This is a genomic window from Marinobacterium sedimentorum, assembly GCF_024267675.1.
In the GTDB taxonomy this organism is placed as follows: Bacteria; Pseudomonadota; Gammaproteobacteria; order Pseudomonadales; family Balneatricaceae; genus Marinobacterium_A; species Marinobacterium_A sedimentorum.
The window spans coordinates 1-22,883 of the sequence record NZ_JALDYX010000005.1; the positions used below are offsets into that span (position 1 = coordinate 1).

21 protein-coding genes and 1 tRNA gene are annotated in these 22,883 nt (G+C 59.5%); 6 read left to right on the forward strand and 16 right to left on the reverse strand.

The window, feature by feature from the left end; translation table 11 throughout:
• Positions 1-203: 203 nt before the first annotated feature.
• The 10 genes from MRS74_RS06520 to MRS74_RS06565 form a co-directional block, all read right to left on the reverse strand.
• Positions 204-761 (reverse strand): acyl-CoA thioesterase, encoded by a 558-nt coding sequence (locus MRS74_RS06520; protein WP_254579471.1) that lies wholly within the window; start codon positions 759-761, stop codon positions 204-206.
• 125 nt (positions 762-886) lie between these two features.
• A complete protein-coding gene (locus MRS74_RS06525) occupies positions 887-1,822 on the reverse strand; it encodes a 5-oxoprolinase subunit C family protein (protein WP_254579472.1) in 936 nt (311 codons plus the stop codon).
• A complete protein-coding gene (locus MRS74_RS06530) occupies positions 1,822-2,508 on the reverse strand; it encodes a 5-oxoprolinase subunit B family protein (RefSeq protein WP_254579473.1) in 687 nt (228 codons plus the stop codon). The genes MRS74_RS06525 and MRS74_RS06530 overlap by 1 nt, the downstream gene beginning before the upstream one ends.
• Complete coding sequence (locus MRS74_RS06535; RefSeq protein ID WP_254579474.1) at positions 2,508-3,242, reverse strand: 5-oxoprolinase subunit PxpA; 735 nt, start codon at positions 3,240-3,242, stop codon at positions 2,508-2,510. The genes MRS74_RS06530 and MRS74_RS06535 overlap by 1 nt, the downstream gene beginning before the upstream one ends.
• 191 nt (positions 3,243-3,433) lie before the next feature.
• On the reverse strand, positions 3,434-5,068 hold the full coding sequence (locus tag MRS74_RS06540; protein WP_254579475.1) for an acyl-CoA synthetase: 1,635 nt from the start codon (positions 5,066-5,068) through the stop codon (positions 3,434-3,436).
• Positions 5,069-5,121: 53 nt separating this feature from the next.
• Positions 5,122-6,060 carry a branched-chain amino acid ABC transporter permease gene (locus tag MRS74_RS06545; protein WP_067384384.1) on the reverse strand — a complete coding sequence of 313 codons (939 nt, stop codon included), beginning with the start codon at positions 6,058-6,060 and terminating at the stop codon, positions 5,122-5,124.
• Positions 6,061-6,084: 24 nt separating this feature from the next.
• A complete protein-coding gene (locus MRS74_RS06550) occupies positions 6,085-6,972 on the reverse strand; it encodes a branched-chain amino acid ABC transporter permease (protein ID WP_254579476.1) in 888 nt (295 codons plus the stop codon).
• Between the two features lie 57 nt (positions 6,973-7,029).
• Positions 7,030-8,244: an ABC transporter substrate-binding protein gene (locus MRS74_RS06555; protein WP_254579477.1), complete on the reverse strand. Its 1,215-nt coding sequence runs from the start codon at positions 8,242-8,244 to the stop codon at positions 7,030-7,032.
• Between the two features lie 270 nt (positions 8,245-8,514).
• The gene (locus tag MRS74_RS06560; RefSeq protein ID WP_254579478.1) at positions 8,515-9,228 is read right to left on the reverse strand and encodes an ABC transporter ATP-binding protein; all 714 of its coding nucleotides are present in this window, start codon (positions 9,226-9,228) and stop codon (positions 8,515-8,517) included.
• Complete coding sequence (locus tag MRS74_RS06565; RefSeq protein ID WP_254579479.1) at positions 9,225-10,043, reverse strand: ABC transporter ATP-binding protein; 819 nt, start codon at positions 10,041-10,043, stop codon at positions 9,225-9,227. The genes MRS74_RS06560 and MRS74_RS06565 overlap by 4 nt, the downstream gene beginning before the upstream one ends.
• A 233-nt stretch (positions 10,044-10,276) precedes the next feature.
• Between MRS74_RS06565 and MRS74_RS06570 the strand changes: the two genes are divergently transcribed.
• From MRS74_RS06570 to MRS74_RS06580, 3 genes are all read left to right on the forward strand, one after another.
• The gene (locus tag MRS74_RS06570; protein WP_254579480.1) at positions 10,277-13,168 is read left to right on the forward strand and encodes a cache domain-containing protein; all 2,892 of its coding nucleotides are present in this window, start codon (positions 10,277-10,279) and stop codon (positions 13,166-13,168) included.
• A gap of 35 nt (positions 13,169-13,203) precedes the next feature.
• Positions 13,204-13,917, forward strand: a complete 714-nt coding sequence (locus MRS74_RS06575) for a response regulator transcription factor (protein WP_254579481.1) — start codon at positions 13,204-13,206, stop codon at positions 13,915-13,917.
• A 110-nt stretch (positions 13,918-14,027) separates the two neighbouring features.
• Positions 14,028-14,348 carry a hypothetical protein gene (locus MRS74_RS06580; protein WP_368671254.1) on the forward strand — a complete coding sequence of 107 codons (321 nt, stop codon included), beginning with the start codon at positions 14,028-14,030 and terminating at the stop codon, positions 14,346-14,348.
• A 92-nt stretch (positions 14,349-14,440) separates the two neighbouring features.
• On the opposite strand, the gene MRS74_RS06585 is transcribed toward MRS74_RS06580, so the two are convergent.
• The 3 genes from MRS74_RS06585 to MRS74_RS06595 all read right to left on the reverse strand — a co-directional run bounded on the left by MRS74_RS06585 (position 14,441) and on the right by MRS74_RS06595 (position 16,342).
• Positions 14,441-14,695 carry a DUF1456 family protein gene (locus MRS74_RS06585; protein ID WP_254579483.1) on the reverse strand — a complete coding sequence of 85 codons (255 nt, stop codon included), beginning with the start codon at positions 14,693-14,695 and terminating at the stop codon, positions 14,441-14,443.
• Between the two features lie 209 nt (positions 14,696-14,904).
• Entirely contained in the window at positions 14,905-15,561 is a 657-nt protein-coding gene (locus MRS74_RS06590) for a CoA transferase subunit B (protein WP_254579484.1), read from the reverse strand.
• A 79-nt stretch (positions 15,562-15,640) separates the two neighbouring features.
• Complete coding sequence (locus tag MRS74_RS06595; protein ID WP_254579485.1) at positions 15,641-16,342, reverse strand: CoA transferase subunit A; 702 nt, start codon at positions 16,340-16,342, stop codon at positions 15,641-15,643.
• Positions 16,343-16,493: 151 nt separating this feature from the next.
• Between MRS74_RS06595 and MRS74_RS06600 the strand changes: the two genes are divergently transcribed.
• Positions 16,494-17,378: a LysR family transcriptional regulator gene (locus tag MRS74_RS06600; protein WP_254579486.1), complete on the forward strand. Its 885-nt coding sequence runs from the start codon at positions 16,494-16,496 to the stop codon at positions 17,376-17,378.
• A 55-nt stretch (positions 17,379-17,433) separates the two neighbouring features.
• Here MRS74_RS06600 and MRS74_RS06605 read toward each other — a convergent pair.
• From MRS74_RS06605 to MRS74_RS06615, 3 genes are all read right to left on the reverse strand, one after another.
• Positions 17,434-17,509, reverse strand: a tRNA-Thr gene (locus MRS74_RS06605).
• A gap of 48 nt (positions 17,510-17,557) precedes the next feature.
• On the reverse strand, positions 17,558-18,304 hold the full coding sequence (locus MRS74_RS06610; protein WP_254579487.1) for a general secretion pathway protein GspB: 747 nt from the start codon (positions 18,302-18,304) through the stop codon (positions 17,558-17,560).
• A gap of 268 nt (positions 18,305-18,572) precedes the next feature.
• A complete protein-coding gene (locus MRS74_RS06615) occupies positions 18,573-20,483 on the reverse strand; it encodes an AAA family ATPase (protein ID WP_254579488.1) in 1,911 nt (636 codons plus the stop codon).
• Positions 20,484-20,749: 266 nt separating this feature from the next.
• On the opposite strand from MRS74_RS06615, the gene MRS74_RS06620 reads away from it, so the two are divergent.
• Entirely contained in the window at positions 20,750-22,144 is a 1,395-nt protein-coding gene (locus MRS74_RS06620) for a sigma-54 dependent transcriptional regulator (RefSeq protein WP_254579489.1), read from the forward strand.
• A 415-nt stretch (positions 22,145-22,559) separates the two neighbouring features.
• The gene (locus MRS74_RS06625) at positions 22,560-22,784 is read left to right on the forward strand and encodes a hypothetical protein (protein WP_254579490.1); all 225 of its coding nucleotides are present in this window, start codon (positions 22,560-22,562) and stop codon (positions 22,782-22,784) included.
• The last annotated feature ends 99 nt before the right edge of the window (positions 22,785-22,883 follow it).

Genomic DNA, 22,883 nt, shown 5'->3' on the forward strand with positions numbered 1-22,883 from the left:
GCGCCCCAGATCGATTTCCACATCCAGCGCCCGGCGAGCCTGGCGCAGCTCGTCCCGGGTATTGGGGTAGCCGCTGGAGCTTGCGCCGCCGAGACGATTCCGGGAAACGCCTCACAAAGTGCCGTCATCCTCTAGCCAAGCCACTCAACGCCAAGCTTCTTAACCCCAACCTCTAAACCCCAAGAAAGGCCTTCAACAGCCTGTTAGCGCTGCAGGCGACAGTTCTCCCCTTCAAGGCGCCCCAGATCGATTTCCACATCCAGCGCCCGGCGAGCCTGGCGCAGCTCGTCCTTGTAGGTGCGCTTGAACTTGCGCCGCGTAATCCCTTCCATGAAGCGCTTGATCTCAACATCATCCTCGAGCACCAGGCCCGGCACCTGCACCGGCAGGCGAGTTTCCTCATCCACCGCCACCATGGTGAAGTAGGAGGTATTGGTTGGCTTCACGATGCCCTTGTGAAAGTCCTCCGACACGACCTTGATGCCGATTTCCATTGACGATTTCCCGACATAATTGACTGACGCATAGAGCGTCAGCAGCTCCCCCACTTCCACCGGGTTAAGAAAATCCACCGAATCGATCGACGCCGTAACGCAATAACAACGCGCATGGGTCGCAGCACAGGTGTAGGCAATCTTGTCCATCAGCGACAGGATGATACCGCCGTGCACCTTGCCACCGAAGTTTGCATAGGAAGGCACCATCAGTTCCTTGAGCACCTGCTGGGATGCCTTGACCGTTCTGAATTCGTTTTCTGACATCTGCCGAGTCCTTACTGACACTGAAATAAATGCGCAAGGCCTTGCGGCCTCAACATGCTTGCCGGGATTAGCACCCGGGCGCCTAAGATAGCACTAGCGCCAAAGCCCCCGCGACTGATTTTCCGTCACCGCCGGGACACACCTATGCCAAAAAACCGGTTAAAGTCCAGACGCTCGGTTTCAACCTCTGCAAAATCGCCAGGCGTAAATCGAATCACCGCGCCCGGCCCGCGCTGGGCCAGCTGCGCGGCATCAAGTGACGCGACACAGCCAATTTTCGGATAGCCACCGATGGTCTGGCGATCCCGCAGCAGCACTATGGGCTGACCATCCCCCGGTACCTGAACAGCGCCATAGGCAATGCCCTCGGAAATGATACCGTCCAGACTCGCGCGGATTTCAGGCCCCGACAGCCGATAACCCATGCGATCGCTGTGCGGCGATACCTGATAGTCGCTACTGAAAAAACGCCTGACTTGAGCCGCATCGAACTGATCGTACTGATAAGACGGCAGCAACCGCAGACGCAGCGGCGCGCCGTAATCGGGTACATAGCGCGGCGGCACCTGCTGCGTCTGTCCAGGTGACGCCGGGCGGCATTCAAGCCGATCACCCGCCTCCAGACGCCGCCCGTCACCCTGCAGGCCACCACAGCGCTCACGCATCACAGTGGCACAGCTGCCGTGCTGCAGCTTTGCCTCGAAACCGCCGCCGACCGCCAGGTAGGCCCGCACTCCGCAGCGCGCCGCGGCAAAACTCAACTCATCTCCGGCCTCGATCCAGTAACTGCGCCAGGGCTCAATCGGCTGCTGATTGATACGGGCCGCAAAATCAGCCCCGGCAATGGCGATCTGGACGGCCTGGAGCGCGCGCAGGCGCACCGGCCCCAGGGTAATCTCCAGCGCCGCACAGTTGTAATGATTATCCAGCAGACGATTGGCCCAGAGAAAGGCATGCTCATCCAGCGGCCCACCGGTGGCCATGCCAAGATGCTGCATGCCGTAGCGGCCATAGTCCTGCAGCAGCGTCAGGAAACCGGGCTTGATAACCTCGAATGTCATCAGACCCGGCCTCCGGCCTGTACAAAGCATTCAAGGCTTACCGGCTCGAACCGCAGCCGGCTACCGACCTGCAGCGGGCTCTCACTGCGCTGACACAGCGCCAGCATATCCACCGCCGTGCGCCCGATAATCTGCCAGCCACCCGGCGATACGCAGGGATATACCGCGGTCTGGCGATCCGCCAGCGCCACACTGCCGGCCGGTACCCGGGTGCGGGGCGACGCCTTGCGCGGCACCTTCAGGCGCGCATCCGTATTACCCATAAAGCAGAAGCCGGGACTGAAACCGATGGCATACACCAGATACTCCTGGCCGCAGTGCAGGGCGATAACCTCTTCGCTGGACAACCCTGCAAGCTGCATTACCTCATCCATATCCGGTGCCACCTCGGGGCCGTAATATACGCCGACAGACATAACGTCGCCGCTGACCAGGCTCTCAGACGCAACGCTGTCCAGGTCATGCAGCGCGTCGCGCAGCAACGCGCAAAATGCCATCACTCCACCGCGGGACAGATCCAGGCTTATAAAAATACTGGCGTAGGATGGCACCAGATCGGTGATATAGGGCGCCAGACGCCGCCGAATCAGCTCGGCGGCACAACAGACCCTGGCACAGACAGCAGGCTCGATCTGCTCGCCCAGGTACAGCATGCAGCCAGACTCGCCGACGGGTTCGATCCGCATTACGACAGGGCCGCGCGTATGCGCCCGACCGCGGCAAGCAACTGCTCGTTGTCACCATGCAGGCAGAGGGTATCGGCCTGCAACGGGATGGTGCCGCCATCCAGGGTGCTCACCTGCCCCTGCTCTGCGATCTCCTTCACCTGACGCAACACCCGGTCGACATCGGTATGTACGGCACCGGGCTCAGAACGCGGCACCAGTCGCCCGCGGGCATCATAGGCGCGATCCGCAAAGGCCTCGAACCAGAGCTCCACCCCCTGGCCCGCCGCCCGCTCGCGCAACGCAGCATTGGCACTTTCGCCCGCCCCCAGCACAACCAACGGCAGACCGGCATCGTAGCGCCGCACAGCCGCGATCATGCTGTCCAGAGTTGCCTGGTCGCGCATCATCCGGTTGTAGAGCGCGCCATGGGGTTTAACATACTCGACACGGCGCCCCTGGGCGCGGCAGATCCCATCCAGTGCGCCTATCTGGTACAGCACACAGGCCTCCAGTTCCTCGGCCTCCAGCGTCAATTCCCGCCGCCCAAATCCCAGCAGGTCCGGGTAGCCCGGGTGCGCGCCTATGCTGACGTCAAAGCGACAGGCCAGCTGCACGGTACGCGCCATCGTCGTCGGGTCGGACGCGTGCATGCCGCAGGCGATATTGGCCATGTCCACAAAGGGCATGACCGCCTCATCGTTACCCTTGGCCCAGCTGCCAAAACTCTCACCCATATCACAATTGAACTTCACTGAGTGACCTCACGAAAACACCTGATCACTTATGATAAACAAAATCTGAGCCTTTTATCGCGGCTTTGGCAGCCTCCCCTGCCGCAATCCGATACCCCCATCCCGGTTGCTTTTCAAACGGCAGGCACAAAAAAGGCCTCCCGCAGGAAGCCCGGAAAGCACTCAGAGTACTGGATTCAAAACTGCTGTTACTACAACGCTTTGGCCTGCGCCCGCAGCACGAATTTCTGAATTTTGCCGGTCGATGTTTTAGGCAGTTCGCAAAAAACCACGCTTTTCGGCACCTTGAAGCGCGCCATATGCTCGCGGCAGAACGCCACTATCTCATCCTGTGACACGACAGCACCGGCCTTGAGTGACACGAAGGCGCAGGGCGTTTCACCCCACTTCTCGTCCGGGCGCGCCACCACGGCAGCTTCGGCAACAGCAGGGTGACGGTACAAGACATCCTCCACCTCGATGCTGGAGATGTTCTCACCGCCCGAGATGATCACATCCTTGGAGCGATCCTTGATCTCGATATAGCCATCCGGATGCCACACAGCCAGGTCGCCGGAATGAAACCAGCCGCCGGCCAGGCTCTCCCGGGTGGTGGCGGGATTTTTCAGATAGCCCTTCATCACCAGATTGCCGCGCATCATGATCTCGCCGATGGTCTGACCATCCATTGGCACCGGTTGCAGCGTCTGCGGGTCCGCCACCATAAGCCCGTCCAGCATGGGAGCACGCACGCCCTGACGTGACTTCAGGCGCGCCTGCTCGGCCAGCGGGCGCTCATTCCAGCCCTCATGCCAGGCGCAGATGACCGACGGGCCGTAGGTTTCGGTCAGGCCATAGACATGGGTGACCTTGAAGCCCAGCTCCTCCATGCCCTGGATCACCGCCGCCGGCGGCGCGGCCCCGGCGGTCATGACCTTGACCTCATGGTCAATGCCCTGCTTCAACGAGTCCGGTGCGCCATTGAGCATATTGAGCACGATGGGTGCTCCACAGAAGTGATTGACCTTCTCCGCACGAATGGCATCAAAGATGGGCTCGGCCCGTACATGGCGCAGACACACAGCAGTGCCGGCCGCCAGTGCCAGGGTCCAGGGAAAGCACCAGCCATTGCAGTGAAACATCGGCAGCGTCCACAGGTACACCGGACTGTCCCCCATGTTCCAGGACACCAGGTTACTGACGGCATTCAGGTAAGCGCCGCGATGGTGGTATACCACTCCCTTGGGGTCTCCGGTGGTGCCGGAAGTATAATTCAGCGAAATGGCCTGCCACTCATTGTCTGGCACCCGCCAGGCCTCACTGACGTCCCCCTCGTCCAGCAGCTGTTCATAGGTCAGTGCGCCGATGAGTTCACCGTCCGGCCAGCTCGGATCATCGATATCGATCACCAGCGGCGGATGAGACAGGCCCTGCAGCGCCTGCGCCACAACAGTGGAAAACTCCCGTTCGGTGATCAGCACCCTGGCCTCGGCATGCTGCAGGATAAAGCTGATGGCCTCGGCATCGAGCCGGGTATTGATCGAATTGAGCACGGCCCCGCTCATGGGTACACCGAAGTGCGCCTCAAAGTGCTCTGGCAGGTTCGGCGCGATAATCGCCACCGTGTCCCCTGGCTGCACGCCACGCCGGCGCAACGCACTGGCCAGCTTCAGGCAGCGCTCATAAGTGTCCTTCCAGGTGCGACGCAGCGCGCCGTGTACCACCGCCGTGCGGTCGGGGTAGATAAAGGCTGCGCGCTCAAGAAAGCTCAGGGGCGTCAACGGGCTGTAGTTGGCCGACGTCTGCTCAAGACCCTGTTCATATGGCTGTTGTTCTTGTCCCTGCATGCGAACACCTCCGCAAGAAAAGATGATAGCCGCCGGGGCTGCCCCCGGCGGGCTCAGAAATTCTGCTTCAGCACCTTGCGGAACTGTCCGACAATGCCGTTGCGAAACGCCAGTACGCAGATCACGAAAATCGCCCCCATAATGATATGGATATAATTCCCAAGCTCTCCGCCGGACAGATAGTTCTGTATCGTAACGATAGCAGCCGCACCCACCAGGGGCCCGAACAGGGTTCCCATGCCCCCCACCAGTGTCATCAATACCACTTCGCCGGACATGTGCCAGTGCACATCGGTCAGGGATGCCAGCTGGAACACCAGCGTCTTGGTGGACCCCGCCAGCCCTGCCAGTGCCGCCGAGATAATAAAGGCCACCCACTTGTAGTCGTTGACATTGTAGCCAAGGGAAATGGCGCGGGGCTCGTTTTCACGAATCGCCTTGAGCACCTGACCAAAGGGCGAGTGCACGGTGCGCTGAATCAGCCAGAAACCGAACAGGAAGATGGCCAGCACAAAGAAGTACATCTGCAGATTGTCGGACAGATCAATCACGCCGAACAGATGCCCGCGCGGCACGCCTTGCAAACCGTCTTCCCCGCCGGTAAAGGGTGCCTGCAGGTAGAAGAAGAACGCCAGCTGAGCCAGCGCCAGGGTCACCATGGCGAAGTAAATGCCTTCGCGGCGCACCGCCAGCTTGCCGTAGAGCGCGCCAATCAGGCCCGCCGCCACAGTGCCTGCCAGAATGCCCAGCTCCGGCGTGATGCCGGTGTTGATCATCAGGTAACCGGTGACATAACCCCCGGTTCCCAGAAACACCGCATGCCCAAAAGACAAGAGCCCGGCAAAGCCCAGCAGCAGGTTAAAGGCGCAGGCGAAAAGTGCAAAGCACAGCACCTTCATCAGAAACACCGGATAGAGCACAAAGGGTGCCACCAGTGCCAGCAGCAGTAACACCAGGTTCAACTTTGAATGGGTAAAGATTGACGTATTCATAGACGCGTCCTCCGCGATGCCGGCTCAGGCTTCCTTGCCGAACAGGCCCGCAGGCTTGAGCAGCAAGACGATAACCATCACCAGGAAGATCACCGTACTGGAGGCCTCCGGGTAAAAGTATTTGGTCAGACCTTCCACAATGCCCATGCCAAGGCCCGTCAGAATGGCGCCGCCGATCGAGCCCATGCCACCGATAACGACTATGGCAAAGACAATAATCAGCAGGTTGGACCCCATGTCCGGCGACACCGAATACACAGGCGCAGCCATCACACCGGCAAAACCCGCCAGCCCCACGCCAAAGCCGAAGGTCAGGGTGACCATCAGCGGCACGTTGATGCCAAAGGCCTGCATCAGCTGGGCATTCTCGGTGCCGGCGCGCAGATAGGCCCCCAGGCGGGTCTTTTCGATCATCCACCAGGTGGCACCGCACACCAGGATGGAGGCTACAACGATCCAGGCCCGGTAGGTCGGCAGGTACATGAAGGGCAGCTTGATACCGCCCTGCAGCGCTTCGGGAATGGCGTAGGCCATGCCGGATGAGCCGAAAACATGGGTAAACATGCCCTGCAGCATCAGCGCGATGCCAAAGGTGAGCAGCAGGCTGTAGAGGTGATCTTCCTTTGCAATGGGACGGATCAGCAGCCGTTCCATCAGAATGCCCGCGGCCCCCACGGCCAGCGGCACAAGGATCAGTGCCAGCCAGTAATTGATGCCCAGATAGTTGAGCGCCATCCAGGCGGCGAAGGCGCCCAGCATGTACATTGCACCCTGGGCGAAATTGATAATTTTCAGCAGACCGAAAATAATCGCCAGCCCCAGGCTCAGCAATGCATAGAAGGAGCCATTGATCAGGCCCACCAGCAGCTGACCAAAGAGCCCGAACAGATTAATGCCAAGAAACGTGGCCATAAGGTACCCCGGCTTACGCCTGCCCCGCCCCGGACGAATCCGGCGCGGGGCCTGTTATCATGATTTGACGAAGTTGCATTCCGGCAGCATAGGCGCGAAGGCCGTATCGCCCGGAATCACGTCGATCACCTTGAAGATATCGTCGGCGTCGCGACGTTCATCAGCCTTTTTTATCTGCACGTAGTACATGTCATGCACCATGCGTCCATCCGCACGCAGGGTGGCATTGCGGGCGAAGAAGTCGTCCGGCTTCATTTCCTTCATCTTCGCCATCACGGCGTCGGACTCATCGGTCCCGGCCGCTTCGATGGCCTTCAGATAATGCATGGTCATGGAGTAGGCACCGGCATGGCCCATGGCGGGAATGGCGCCGTGACGCTCCTTGAAGCGCTTGCTCCAAGCGCGGGTGGCATCATCGTAGTCCCAGTAAAAGCCGGTGGTCAGCGTCATGCCGCCTGCTGTGGCGGGATCCATGGCCTGGGCATTGGGGGTGAAGACCAGCAGGCCGGCCACATCGGCGGTCTGGGTCAGGCCGAATTCGGCCGCTGTTTTCAGGGCGTTAACGGTATCACCGCCGGCATTGGCCAGCGCCACCACATCGGCGCCCGAGGCCTGCGCCTGCAGTACATAGGACGAGAAGTCCGTGGTACCCAGCGGCGCGCGCACGCCGCCGACGACTTCGCCGCCGTTTTCGACGATCACTTCGGTAGCAACCCCCTCAAGCGCATGACCAAAGGCATAGTCAGCGGTGATGAAGAACCACTTCTTCTTGCCCGACTGCACGATCGGCTTCACGGTGCCGTTTGCCATCGCCGCCACGTTATAAGTCCAGTGCACGTTGTACGGCGAGCAGGCACTGGTGGTAAAGGCGTTGGAGGCGGCGGTGGAAATCAGCGCGATCTTCTTGTTGTCGGTCAGCACCTTGGTCGCCGCACCCACCACGGCGGACGATACCAGTCCGCCCACGGCATCGACCTGCTCATTTTCAACCCACTGGCGCACCTTGGCAGATCCCACGTCCGGCTTGAGCTGATCATCGGCGCTGACCACCTCGATGGGCATGCCCAGCACTGTGCCGCCAAAGTCTTCCACCGCCATTTCAACGGCGGTCACACAGCCGGGACCGCAGATATCGGCATAGACACCGCCCATATCGGCCAGTACGCCAATCTTGACCTTGTCATCGCTGACAGGCCCCGCCTGAGCAAATCCGGCCAGGGTCGTGGTCGCAGCTACGGCTACCGCCAGCAGAGTCTTGTTCATTGCTTTCATTTCGTTCACTCCAGATTTGTTTTTGTTGTTGCGTGATATCTTGCGCAGGAGTGCCGTACCCAAAGGTCACTCCCGCGGTGCGAATTGGCCCCGTGCCGGATGGGTTCGCCGCGAGGCGCGGCTCCTACGCGACTTGCAGGCTGCTAGACCAGGGATGGCCTAGACGGAAAACTGCTCCTGCGTTTTCCGCCCTCTTGTTTTAAAGAGCAGCCATCCATGGCCTAGACGGAAAACTGCTCCTGCGTTTTCCGCACAAAGGCCATCCATGGCCTAGACGCCCAGGTAGGTGTTCAGCAGATCAGTTTTGGCTTCCAGCTCATGGGCGTGGACTTCTTCGACGATATGACCGTGTTCCATGACGTAATGCCGGTCGGCAATGGGGGCGGCGAAGCGGAAATTCTGCTCCACCAGCAGGATGGTCAGGCCCCGTTCCTTGAGCTTGAGCAGCACCTGGGCCAGCTTTTGCACTATGACCGGTGCCAGCCCCTCGGTAATCTCATCCAGCAGCAGGATATTGGCGCCGGTGCGCAGAATACGGGCCAGCGCCAGCATCTGCTGTTCGCCGCCGGACAACCGAGTGCCCTGGCTAAAGCGGCGCTCGTAGAGGTTGGGAAACATCTCGTACAGCTCTTCCACGCTCATGCCGTCGGAGCGCACCGCGGGGGGCAGCATCAGGTTTTCCTCGACATTCAGGCTCGAGAAAATGCCGCGTTCTTCCGGGCAGTACCCCAGCCCCAGATGGGCAATACGATGCGGTGCCAGATTCAGGGTTTCGCTGCCGTTCACCATGATGCTGCCGCTGCGCCGCCCCACCATGCCCATGATCGCGCGCAGCGTGGTGCTGCGCCCCGAGCCGTTGCGGCCCAGCAGCGTCACCAGTTCGCCCTGATGAATACTCAGATCGATGCCGTGCAGAATATGTGACTCGCCATAGAAGGCATGCAGATCGCTGATACGGATTTTTTCACGCCCGGAAGTGCTCATGCCCCGACTCCTGCAATAACACTGGAATGAACCCCAACCGCTGCAACGGGCGCCGCAGGCTCGTCATCGGCAACCCCCAGATAGGCTTCGCGGACCCTGGGGTCCGCCGACACGCAGGCATAGTCGCCTTCGGTCAGGATGGCGCCGCGCTGCAGAACAGTGATGCGATCGGCCAGCTTGGCGACTACATGCAGGTTGTGCTCCACCATCAGAATGGTGCGCCCGGCCGACACCCGCTTGATCAGATTGGCCACCACTTCAACATCCTCGTGACCCATGCCCTGGGTCGGCTCATCCAGCAGCATCAGTTCCGGATCCAGCGCCAGGGTAGTGGCAATTTCCAGCGCCCGCTTGCGGCCATAGGGCAGATCCAGCGTCTTGCTGTGGGCGAACTCGCTCAAGCCGACGTCATCCAGCAATGCCAGGGCCTTGTCGTTAAGACGATTCAGCACCCGCTCGTGCTTCCAGAAATGAAAGCTGTTGCCTTCCTTGCGTTGCAGCGCCACGCGCACGTTTTCCAGCACGCTGAGATTAGGGAACACCGCCGATATCTGGAACGAGCGCACTATGCCAAGCCGGGCGATATCCGCTGACTTGCGGGCGGTAATATCCTTGCCGTTGAACAAGAGCGCACCGCTGGTGGGGGTAAGGTATTTGGTCAACAGGTTGAAAACTGTCGTCTTGCCGGCGCCGTTGGGGCCGATCAGGGCATGGATGGCGCCACGCTCGATCTGCAGATTGACATCATCCACGGCGGTAAAACCCTTGAATGCCTTGATGAGATTTTTCGTTTCAAGAATAAGATCCTGACTCATGCAACACGTCCCCGCTGCCAAGACCTGAAGCCTGCACAGCCTTATTGTTGTATTCGGGATCGGGGCCAAAGCCCCCGGTTGCACTCAATCTAGGTCAGGACCATTGCGCGAGTTTGTCGCAAATCTAACGAAATGTAACAGCCTCGCCCTGGCGTCAGGTTCTTTGGTCGCAATATAAGGGATTTCCCTAGGTAACTTGGTTAAGATAGGGCAACTCCAGAGCGGAACACCTTATGCTGCCAGGCTCCAAACTCACCCGTCGCTTCTTCACCGTGATTGCCCTGATCATTGCGGCGATCTTTGTGGCCTTCTATTCCTACTCGGTGCCGCTGATTCAGCAGAAGGTGTTCGAGATCGAGCGCAACAACAGCCGCACCACGCTGAACAACGTCTTCGAGCTGGCCAGTCAGATGTATGTCAGCGTGGAGGACTACCGCAGCCGCACCCTGGATTCGCACAAGCAACGCCTGAAGGCCGTGGTTGCACTGACGGCCATGCACATCGATGAAAGCCTCGCGCAGGCCAGCCGCCAGCATATATCCCCCGAAGAGGCCCGGGCCCGCCTGTTCGAGGGCCTGCGCAACTTCAGCTATGGTCGTGGCGATTACATCTGGATCTCCGACTACAACGCCAGGCTGCTGTCCCACCCGGACCCGGCTCTGCACGGCCAGGATGCCTCGGACGTGCAGGACGGTGACGGCAACCCCGTCATCCCGCCGATCGTCGAGATGGCGGTCCGCGAGGGCGAAGGCTTCTACCGCTACAAGTGGCATCGCCTGGGCGAGCGGGAACCGATCGACAAGTTTTCCTACGTCAAGAATTTCCCGCAGTGGGGCTTCGTCATCGGCTCCGGCGTCTACCTCGACGATATCGACGCCGAGGTAAAGGCCCAGACCGCCAGCGCGATCCAGGAACTGCGCAACGGCCTGCTGGAACTGCGCTTAGCCGAAACCGGCTACATGTACATTTTCGACGGCGACGGCAACATGCTGGTGCATCCGAACCCGAATCTGGACGGTACCAATTTCCTCGGCCTGCTCGACCCGGTGACCGGACGCTCCATCGCCACCGAACTGATGGAAGTCGCCGATACCGGCGGGGAACTGTTCTACAAGTGGGACCAGCCATCGGATCCCGGCAACTACGTCTACGACAAGCTGGCGCTGGTGCGCTACCTGCCCGGGTTCGACTGGTATATCGGCTCATCGGTCTATGTCGACGAGCTCAAGAGCAGTTCCAAGGTGCTCACCGACCGCATCCTGACGATGGCGATCGTGGCGCTGCTCGCCGCCATAGTGCTGACTTTCATCTTCGTGCACTGGATCACCCGCCCGGTGCGACGCCTGTCCGAAACCGCCGAGCGGGTCAGCCGCGGCGAGCTCGACGCCAAGAGCGGTATCCGGCGCGACGACGAGCTGGGAGTGCTGGCCCGCACCTTCGACCAGATGCTCGACCAGCTCAGGGGCAATATCCACACCCTCGATGCCAAGGTTAAGGCCCGTACCCGTGACCTGGAGGAAACCAACAGTCAGCTGCTCGGTGCCGTCGCCTCGATGCAGCAGGCACAGCAGGAACTGCGCCTGCATGAGGAACGTCAGCGCCTGATTCTCGATGCGCTGCCGGCGCAGATTGCCTACCTCGACAGCCGCCAGCGCTATGTCTTCGTCAACCAGGGCTACGCCGATGTCTTCAATCGCAGCAAGGAGGAGATTGTCGGTCGGCATCCATCCGAAATCCTGGGCGATCAGATGTATGCCGACATCCATAACCAGATCGAGCGCACCCTGGCCGGCGAGAAGACCGTCTACGAATACCGCCTGCAACAGGAAGACCGGGAGATTATCACCAAGCGTATTCTGATCCCGTTCCACTCCTCCGATGAAGCGGTCAATGGCCTGCTGAACCTGTCGCTGGACGTCACTGCCGAGAAGGAGGCCGAACGCCGCCTCGGCGAAGCCCAGCGCATGAGCGCGGTGGGCCAGCTGGCCGGCGGCCTGGCCCACGACTTCAATAACCTGCTGTCGATCCTGCTCGGCAATCTGATCGCCATGCGCGACAACCCGGCGCTGAACCAGACACTGCTGCGTTACCTCAATCCGGCGATCCGCGCCACCCGCCGCGGCGCCGATATCACCAGCCGGTTACTGGCATTCTCGCGCCGCCAACCGCTCAAACCCACCAGTGTCGACCTCGACCGGCTGATTGCCGAGGTGGTCGAGCTGCTGGCAGGCCCGCTGCCCAACGGTATCAGTATCGAGTATCAATGCGCCCCCGATGCCCCGCGGCCCTTTGTCGACGCCGGCCAGCTGGAGGATGCCCTGGTGAACCTGGCCCTCAATGCCCGCGACGCCATGCCGGACGGCGGCACCCTCAGTTTTGAAATTAACAGGCGCCATGTCAGTGAACCCCTGACCTGTGACGAACCGGTGCTACCCGGCGACTACGTCGAAATCCGCGTGCGCGACACCGGCCACGGCTTTTCATCCCAGGCTGCGAGCCTGGCCTTCGAGCCCTTCTTCACCACCAAAACCGGCGGCGCAGGATCGGGCCTGGGGCTCAGCATGGTGTACGGCTTCGTCAAGCAGTCCAGAGGCTACATCCAGATCCAGAGCGCACTCGATCAGGGCTCTGTTATCTCGCTGCTGCTGCCGGCGTCCCAGGCGATGCCAGAGTTGCAGGCAACGCAGAGCACAGCCCCCCCGGCCCAGAGCCCCGATGACAGTCACGGCAAACTGATTCTGCTGGTAGAAGACAACCCCGATCTGCGCCAGGTCGTGCGCGAACAGCTGGTCAGCCTGGCATTTAATGTGATCGAAGCCCGGGATGCCGACGAAGCCTGCCAGCTGATTGACTCCCTGGACAATCTCCACGGAATGCTGTGCGACATCATCATGCCGGGTTCCCTGAATGGCTTTGAGCTGGCCCGCCGGCTGTATGACAGGCAGCCGTGCAGCCACATAGTGCTGATGAGCGGCTACAGCTATGAACAGGATCCCGGTGACAGCAGCGATTATTTTTTCACCATGCTGCCCAAGCCCTTTGAGCAGGACGCCCTGCAGGACGCCCTGCGACGCGAATCGCTCGCCAAGCAGACACAATCAGCCGCAGGCCCCTGCGACACTTAACTAAAGTTAATAATAAGAAAGGACACACCAACACCGTGAAACAGAACCGCCTGATTTACATCGTTGATGACGAAGCCGATATCTGTACCCTGGTCAGCGAGGAGCTGGAACGCTTCGGCTATGAAACCCGCATCTGCAGAACCGGCGCCCAGGCCGCCCAGGCCATTCGCCAGCGCCGGCCAGATCTGTGCATCATTGATCTGGGCCTGCCCGACATGGATGGCATGGCGCTGGTGCGCCAGCTCGGAGAGCTGCAGGGCGTCGGCATCATGATACTGTCGGGGCGCGACAGCACGCCCGACCGGGTAATGGGACTTGAGCTCGGCGCTGATGACTACATCACCAAACCCTTCGAGCCGCGTGAACTGGTCGCCCGCGCCAACAGCCTGCTGCGCAGGCTCGAGCAGATCGATGCCCCGGCAGCGGATAGCCGCCCGCGCCGCGCCGCCTTTGGCAGCTGGACCTTCGACCCCGCCAGCCTGACGCTCAGCAATCAGCGAGGCCATTCGGAAGTACTGAGCAGCGCCGAGGCACAGCTGCTCAATGTGCTGCTGCGCGCACCGCGACAAATATTGTCCCGCGAACAGTTGCTCGGCGATCGAGCCGACCCCTTTGATCGAAGCATTGATGTGCGCATGTCGCGCATCCGCAAGAAGATCGAAGCCGACCCGAAGAACCCGGCCATCATCAAGACCATCTACGGTGCAGGCTACATGCTGATGACGGAAGTGCGCTGGCAGCAAGGCTGAAGACAGCCCTGCCAGATACTGCGGCAGGCACCGGGGCCACAAGCCCTGGCCCAGTGGAGTTTGGCATTCTGGCGGTTACTTTTCGTCCAGTTTTCAGGCACAATATGCCGATGATTAAACGCCCGACAAAATCTGACCTGCGCCACGAAATGGAAAAGCAGATGGCTGACTACCTGCAAAAGGGCGGCCGCATTACGTCTGTAGAACAGGGCGCCAGCGGCCTGACCAACGGTACCTACAACAAGCACCAGTTCAGTATCAGCCAGCCCAAACAGACCCGCACTGCGGTGCCTGAAGTCCTGGTTGCCATCGACTCGCGCCGCAGGCAATCCGCGGTGCCGGCACAGAAAACCCGCCCGCGCGCACCGCGCCGACAGGTCATCTACGACGACTTTGGCGAACCGTTGCGCGTCGTCTGGGTGGACAACTAAGCAAGGTTAGCCTCACTCGCCAAAGCGACTTTCTGGCAGCAAGTGACTAAGTGACGCCTGGCTTCTTGCCCTGCTGCCCCTTGGGACCTGCCTTACTCAGCGTCTGCCGCTTCGAGGTCCGCCGGTGCATCCTTGGGTCCGCGGCGGAACAGGATGTAACCATCCAGAAAGGCTTCCAGCACGTCGTCGCTGCATTCCTTGTAGTTCTTGTGGCCTGGCTTGCGGAAATAACCCGACAGCTCAGCCTTGTTGACGCTGTGTTCGGTGAGCGCAAAGACCGCGAACAGGTCCGCTTCTTTAAGGTCCAGAGCAATACGCAGCTTTTTCAGTACATCGTTGTTCGTCATCGTCAATCCGGTCAGTCAATATCGATAAAGAGCCGCCAAAAACGGCACAGGCACTCAGGCGCCCTACTCTACAGCAAAACGCCCCCCGCGCCTGCTGCGCGCGGTAAAGATAATCACGCGTCCCGGACGAAAAAAAGCCCGGCGGGAGTCGAAACTCCAGCCGGGCCCAAGGGATCGACAGCATCAAAGGGTAAAACGTTGAAGAACCCTTAAAACGTCATTTCAGGTACATGATCCGGCACTATCAGCTTGCCAGCGGTCTTGGACACAATTTCCTCAACCGATACGCCGGGCGCACGCTCACGCAGGATGAAAGCGCCATCTTCGATCTCCAGCCAGGCAAGATCCGTCAGCACTTTCTTGATACAGCCGGCACCGGTCAGCGGCAGGGAGCAGCTGTCCAGCAGCTTGGATTCGCCGTGCTTGGAGGCGTGGGTCATGGTCACGATAATGTTATCGGCACCGGCCACCAGATCCATGGCGCCGCCCATGCCCTTGATCAGCTTGCCAGGAATCATCCAGGAGGCAATGTTGCCCTGCACGTCCACTTCAAAGGCCCCCAGTACGGTCAGGTCAACATGGCCGCCGCGGATCATGGCGAAGGATTCAGCCGACGAGAAAATGGAGGCACCAGCAATCGCGGTCACGGTCTGCTTGCCGGCATTGATCATGTCTGCATCCAGCTCGTCCTCGGTGGGAAAAGCGCCCATGCCCAGCAGACCGTTTTCGGACTGCAGCATCACTTCCATGCCTTCGGGTACATAGTTGGCCACCAGGGTCGGGATGCCAATCCCCAGGTTAACGTAGAAACCATCTTGAAGTTCGCGCGCTACGCGCATTGCAATCTGTTCGCGAGAAAGTGCCATTGTTCTGCCTCTTGCGCTGGAGCCACCCGCCTGGGGCCTGGGGCTCACTGAATTTGTTATTGATGAAAACCTTGGGCGTTTACGCCTGGCGCAGGGTGCGCTGTTCGATTCGCTTCTCGAAAGTGCCCTTGATCACGCGCTGAACGTAGATGCCCGGCGTATGTATCTGGCTGGGCTCCAGCTCGCCCGGTTCAACAATTTCTTCCACTTCCACCACCGTGATCTTGCCGGCCGTCGCCGCCATGGGATTGAAGTTCTGCGCGGTGTGGCGGTACATGACGTTGCCGTAGCGGTCCGCCTTCCAGCCTTTGACGATGGCGAAATCACCGGTAACCGACTCTTCCATGATGTAGGAGCGGCCATTGAACTCGCGTACTTCCTTGCCTTCGGCAACAGGTGTACCAAAGCCCGTGGCCGTAAAGAACGCCGGGATACCGGCACCGCCGGCGCGCATTTTCTCAGCCAGGGTTCCCTGGGGCGTCAGTTCGACTTCCAGCTCACCGGCCAGCAGCTGCTTTTCAAACAGGGCGTTTTCACCCACATAGGACGAGATCATCTTGCGAATCTGGCGGTCTTCCAGCAGCACGCCGAGACCAAAGCCATCCACGCCGCAGTTGTTCGACACAACGGTCAGATCCTTTACGCCCATCTGCTTGATGCGCGCAATCAGGTTTTCCGGAATACCGCACAGGCCAAAGCCGCCGGCAATCACAGTCATTCCGCTTTCGAGGCCCGCCAGTGCCTCTTCATAGGTATTTACAACTTTATCGAAACCGGCCATCTCGCCACTCCTGATTATTGTTAGCCACTGTGCGGCTGTCGTCTCACTGGTTGGAAATTGTGCAGCAACTCTATATATTTATATAGTTTGAATTTTTTATTTATTGATTTGTTTTTTAAACATATAGTCCTGTACCGATGATGCTAACAACATGACCATTAAGCAACTGCGTGCCTTTATCGCCGTCGCCCGCACCCTCAGCTTTGCAGAGGCCAGCGTTCGCGTCCACCTGTCGCAACCGGCCCTGAGCCTGGCGATCAAGAAACTGGAAGAGTCCCTGGGCGGCCGCCTGTTCAACCGTACCACCCGCACCATCGCGCTAACCCCCGAAGGCGACGCGCTACTGCCCATCGCCGAGCGCCTGATGGCCGAATGGGACAATGTAGAAGAAGAACTGCACCAGCGTTTTGCCCTGCAGCTGGGCAAGATCGCCGTTGCCGCCATGCCGTCATTTGCCAGTTCACTGCTGCCCCAGGCCCTGCTGCGCTATCGCGAACTCTATCCGCGCATCAATATTGAAGTACACGATGTCATCGCCGAACAGGTCGTGGACATGGTGCGCCAGAATCGGGTCGAGGTTGGCGTCACTTTCGACCCCGGCGCCAGCGACGATCTGCTGTTTCGCCCGCTGTTCAGCGATGAATTCATTGCCGTGCTGCCCCCAGGTCACCCGGACGCGAAGCGCAACCCGCTGCCCTGGCAGCAGCTGCTGCAGCACGACTTCATCACCCTGCAGCGCCCATCGAGCCTGCGCCTGCTGATGGAGCGCCAGCTGGCCGAACAGGGTATGGCACCGCGTGTGGCCTTCGAAGCACACCAGCTGGCCACCGTGGGCCGCATGGTCGCAACGGGCCTGGGTGTCAGCGCCGTGCCCGCCCTGTGCCGCCAGCAGATGCAGGAACTCGGCGCCTGCTGCGTATCCCTGGACGAACCCACGATATCGCGCCGCGTCGGCATTCTGACCCGCAGCAACCACCAGCTGTCCGTCGCTGCGAGGGCGCTGATAGAGGTGCTGAGCGAAACCTTCCGGAAATAGCCGCACTCCCCAAGGTGGAATGCAGCAACGGTGGAAAGAACTGGCAAAACAGAAATGGTGCCGCAGAGAGGAATCGAACCTCCGGCTTGCTGATTACGAATCAGCTACTCTACCGACTGAGTTACTGCGGCCTGAACCTGAAAACCGATCTGTGATTAATACGATAGCCTGTTAAGACCTCAGAGTGCGCTCATCCGAAAGCGGTAATCCTCGTAGCTGAGGATCACGCCCTTGGGAATAATTTCCTCCAGTCGCACCTGCGCAGTAATACTCTGACCTTCGCGCATCATGCGCTCGCCAATCTTGACCCGGCGCGATGCGGGGTCCTTTGAATAGATGTGCACACTGAATGCCAGCTCCGGCAGGCTGCGCTGTACATCCACCGGCAACTGGCGCCGGTATGGCACAGCCGCGTAGGGATCAACATCGTTCTGCATGCTCGCGCTTGCACCTGGCTGGCTCTGCGCTGCGCGGCCTGTATCCGCGGACTCTCTGGCAGCGTCCGGGCGGGCTGTTCCCGAGCGGGAACGCGGGCTGACTGCAGCCGCAGGCTCTTGCAGCTGGATGCGCACGCCCTTCAGATCATCGTTGCCGATGGCCGCGACTATCATTTCAGCAACCCCTGTGTGCATTTCAGGCGCAGCTTTGGTGGAGGCAGCGCCGCCTGAAACACCCGGCGTTTCAGCAGGTACCGGAGTCATTGCAACCGGCGATGCAACCGTTCCCACGGCGCTGTCCCCTCTGTCGAGGGTCCACCAGCCCAGCACGGCCACACCGACCAGCAGTACGATCGCCAGCGGCAAGCGACCGGAACGCCGGGGCTTGACCTTGCGGGTCGCGAACGCCAGCGCGGGCTGCGCCTGGGGTGGCGCATCCTGCTTGCGCTGGCCTTCAGACTGTTTCAGTGCATCCAGGATATAGGACATGGCTAGGCTCTGTTGACGTTTGCGGATATGCCCTGCCGGGCCTGTTTTCGCTCAAGGCAAGGCGCGAGTTGCGCGGTTTGGTTGTTCCAAATAAGCGACGAGCAACGCCGTATTGTGCGAAAACAGCCCCGGCCCGTCAGGGTTGCTCTGCAAAACGCCTCATACGGCTTCAGCGAACTTGCACAGGGAACCACCCTGAGCGGCGTCCACTTCATTATCTGAGACGTTTTGCAGAACAACAGGTCGCATTCGCAAACATCAACAGAGCCTAACGCTCCCGCCTGGGTTCAAGCAGGGGAAGGTCCGTGCGGGTATGAGTATTCAGATGAATCGCGGTCTTGGGCCCCACCACGGCATCGACGCTAAGGCCCTGTCGCATCTGAAACAGCCGTACCTGCTCCACCAGCTTTTCGTCATAGCGATCAGCGGCCACCAGCTGAACACCGCCGTTGAGGCGCGCCATTTGCTGACTCAGCCACTCCACACTGCCCCCACTGGCACCGGGCCATAGGGGTACGCGGTACTGCGCCGGTACACGCCACAGCAGCGTATAACTGCCGGGCCAGCGCCGTTCCAACTCATCATAGGGCACATCCATGACCTTGCCCGATACTATCAGGCGCGCAGCCTCATCATTCAGCTCCAGCACCGTTGCGTGCACGAGCCCGGCATCGGTTTTCAGGCTTACCACAGCCGGGCGATTAAGTTGCTGCAGCGAAATCAGATCGCCGCCGCTCACCAGGCAACCCAGCCCCTGGGTCTCGGCATAGCGGCATACCACCGGATTCTGACGCGGGTCATAATCCAGCTTCCAGGCCGCAAAGAGCGCCCGATAGGCCTGTACCAACGCCAGATCCGCATCCGGCTGGGCCTGCCAGCGAAAGCCCTGTGCCGATGCCCGATCCGGCGCTCCGCCCTCTTCCTGTCCAGCAAGCGGCACAGCAATGGGTGCGGTAAGCGGTTCAGCCGGCTGCACATCGGGCTGCGCATCGGAAAGGGGCTGGGCGAGCGTCTGCATATTCGGTGAAGACTCTGATGTCATGGCGGCAGCAGCTGTTGCCATCAGCGATGAACCGGGCTGCGTTGCGGGCCCCTTTGCCACTGAGGCAGGTCTAGACATAACCTGGCTGTCAGCGTTAGCAGCCATGGCGTTCAGCTCGCTAACAGCGGTCTCGCCGGGCGGCGAGTCAAACAGACTGAAGCTCGAAAACCGCTCCAGCAATGGCTGCTCGAACACCGACACCCTGGCGCCATCGGCGACCCAGGCGGCCACCGCAAAGCCCACCAGCCAGGCAGCCAGCACCGCAGTAACGACAAGCGCCAGCAACCAGCGCCAGCTGTCTTTCGACGAGAGCTGCAACGCTGCCTCATCACCGAAGACCTCTCGGGACGCCTTGACCAGGGTCGCCACTTCGACACGGTTGTCCCGCTGTACGAAGCTGCCGAGCAAGGCTCTATCACAGAGAATATTCACCACCCGCGGAATACCGCCGGAGAGTCGATACAGGCGTTTCAGCGTTGCGGCGGGAAAGATCGGCCGGTTCAGACCCGCAACCGCCAGACGATGAACGATATAGGCCTCCAGATCTTTCAGCGACAGCGCACCCAGGTGAAAGCGAGCCGTAATACGCTGCGACAGCTGGCGCAGTTCCGGACGGGCCAGCAGCTCCAGCAGTTCCGGCTGGCCCACCAGCACAATCTGCAGCAGCTTGCATTCGTTGGTCTCAAGGTTGGTGAGCAGGCGAATCTGTTCCAGCAGCACGACACCCAGATTTTGCGCCTCGTCGATAATCAGTACGGTACTGCGCCCCTGGGCATGGGTATCGAGCAGATGACGATTGATAAGGTCGATATAGGTTTTACTGCGCACCTGATCGCCCGGCGGATAGACAATCCCCAGTTCATCACAAAGCGCCGCCAGCAACTCCTCGACACTGGCCTTGGGGTTCAGAATCATCGCGACATCGGTGTTTTCCGGCATCTGCTCCAGCAGGCGCCGACACACCGTGGTTTTGCCGGTGCCGACCTCTCCGGTGAGCAGAACAAAACCGCCGTTGCTACCAATGCCGTAGAGCAGATGGGCAAGCGCTTCCTGATACTGTTCACTGAGAAAAAGATAACGCGGATTGGGCGCTATCGAGAACGGCGACTCACTCAAACCAAAATAGTTGTTGTACATCCGCGTTACCATTCCGGCCTGACATGGAGTAACTATAGATGTTGCCTGTACCTTTTACCGGCTGCCACTGCCCAAAATTGCCGCCGCAAAAAAAATGCAGAACAGACGCCATCAATCGCCTCTCTACATGAAAAGAAAACATTCAATCCCTAATGTCTATGCATCAATTTCCAGTTACCCCAAGGTGGCCCATCCTATACTTGTTTCAAATGCGAAACAGAATTGCACTGAGCCCGCGACATAACTCACTTACCCTGTGAAAAATGATGACCCTATCAACTGTCACAGAGGGTCAGGGACGACACCTTGCAGCAAAGGGCACGGTCGCCCGCACGGCACTGTTTCTGGATATTTGCGACGGTAATCGCACTTCCAGCCTGAATCTCAACCTTAATGGCTGGACGCTTGAGCGCGTGACCAACATCGACAATGCCCGCGAATCCCTGCGTGAGCACAACTACTACGTGGGTCTGGTCAAGCTCGACTGGCCCTCCATCAATGATCGGGATGAAATAGAAGACTTTTTTCATCAAGATCAGTACACCAACTGGATTGCCCTGACGACACCCGAAGTCATGCGTGATCACGCCTTCAGGCGCATGCTGTTTGAAAATTTCTACGATTACTTCACCCTGCCACTGGATGCAAACCAGAGCTACCTGCAGGCCACCCTGGGCCATGCCTATGGCATAAGCCGGCTGCGCAAGCTGGAAGACAAGCAGCTATCCTTGCTGGATGAATTTCACATGGTGGGGGCCAGCCCCGCCATCATGGAAATATTCAAGCAGATCCGCAAGGTCGCCACGGCCGAGGCGCCGGTGCTGATCACAGGTGAAAGCGGCACCGGCAAGGAGCTCATTGCCCGCGCCATTCACCAGCGCTCGTCACGCCGCAAGGGCCCCTTTGTCGCCGTCAACTGCGGTTCGCTGCCCGATACCCTGGTGCACTCGGAACTCTTCGGCTATGAAAAGGGTGCCTTTACCGGTGCCTACAAACGCAAGATCGGGCGGCTTGAAGCCGCTGCCGACGGCACCGTCTTTCTGGATGAAATCGGCGACCTGCCGCTCGACATGCAGGTGCACCTGTTGCGATTTCTGCAGGAACAGACACTGGAACGCCTGGGCAGCAACGATAGTATCCGTGTTAACGCACGGGTAATCGCCGCCACCCATATCGATTTGGAGCAGGCCGTTGCAGCCAGCGACTTTCGTGAGGACCTGTACTATCGGCTTAATGTGCTCACGGTAAAGGTACCGCCGCTGCGCGAGCGCAACGGCGATATCGAACTGCTGGCACGGTTTTTCTTTCAGAAATTTCGCAACGAACAGGGCTGCCATGTCCGTGGATTTACCCAGCAAGCGCTGTCCGCCCTCAATGCCTATGAATGGCCCGGCAATGTGCGCGAACTGATTAACCGCATTCGCCGTGCCATGGTCATGAGCGACAACCGCCTGGTGACACCGGCCGACCTGGGGCTGGACGACAGTGTCTGCAACAACGGTCAGCAAATCACGCTGGAAGATGCACGCAATCGGGCAGAAACACAGGCCATTCGGCAAAACCTGGAACTGAGTCACAACAATGTATCCAAGGCAGCCCGCATGCTCGGCGTCTCCCGCGTCACCCTCTATCGCCTGATGGAAAAATATCAGATGCGATAACAGCGCCTCGCGACTGGGCCACTGAAAAATACCCTCTAACATCGTAACAAATCCACAGCCGCGGTAAATCCAACGCACGGACGCGGCGAGCCTTGGCATTAATGTTACTCAAACGAAACAGCCATTCGGCCTAGTGTTTCGGCTTCTTTACAGATTTATCACTTTAAAAATATGGTCACAATAAAAAACCAATACTGATCAATCGGTTAAAAAATTGGCGTGAAATGTGCCTACTTATCTTAGGGTCTGAATTCTGCGCCCCGTTGTGTTAATCACAAGACCCGTTCGGGATTTTTTCCGGACAACTGGAATCGAACAAAAAGTTAAACAGGATAAGTCGGCGCCGGATCAACCGTTATCCAGATCTGACACCTCAGGCTGCACGAGTCGCAACCTGACCAACATGAGCCCTAACATGAGCCGTTCCAAAAGCCACTACTACCGCAGTCGACTGCTAAGGGAACGGATTCGCAAGGACGAAGGCGCCCAGGCCACAACGCCTGCCGCAGCAGGGCGGGCAAATGCCGACGACGCCTTTGCTCTGCCCGACTATTTCAACGCTCCGCCCCCATCCGACGGCGACGCCCTCAGCGAACAGGGCCGCTACCCCAGGGTTGTACTCTGGGACGAGAATGCCTGAGCCTGTCCTTAGTTGAGCGCCCCCTGCTCCTCATTTCCCTTCATGTATCTGCCCAGTCAATGAATCACTGTAGTGGTTCATTGAACCGCGACAAAGAGA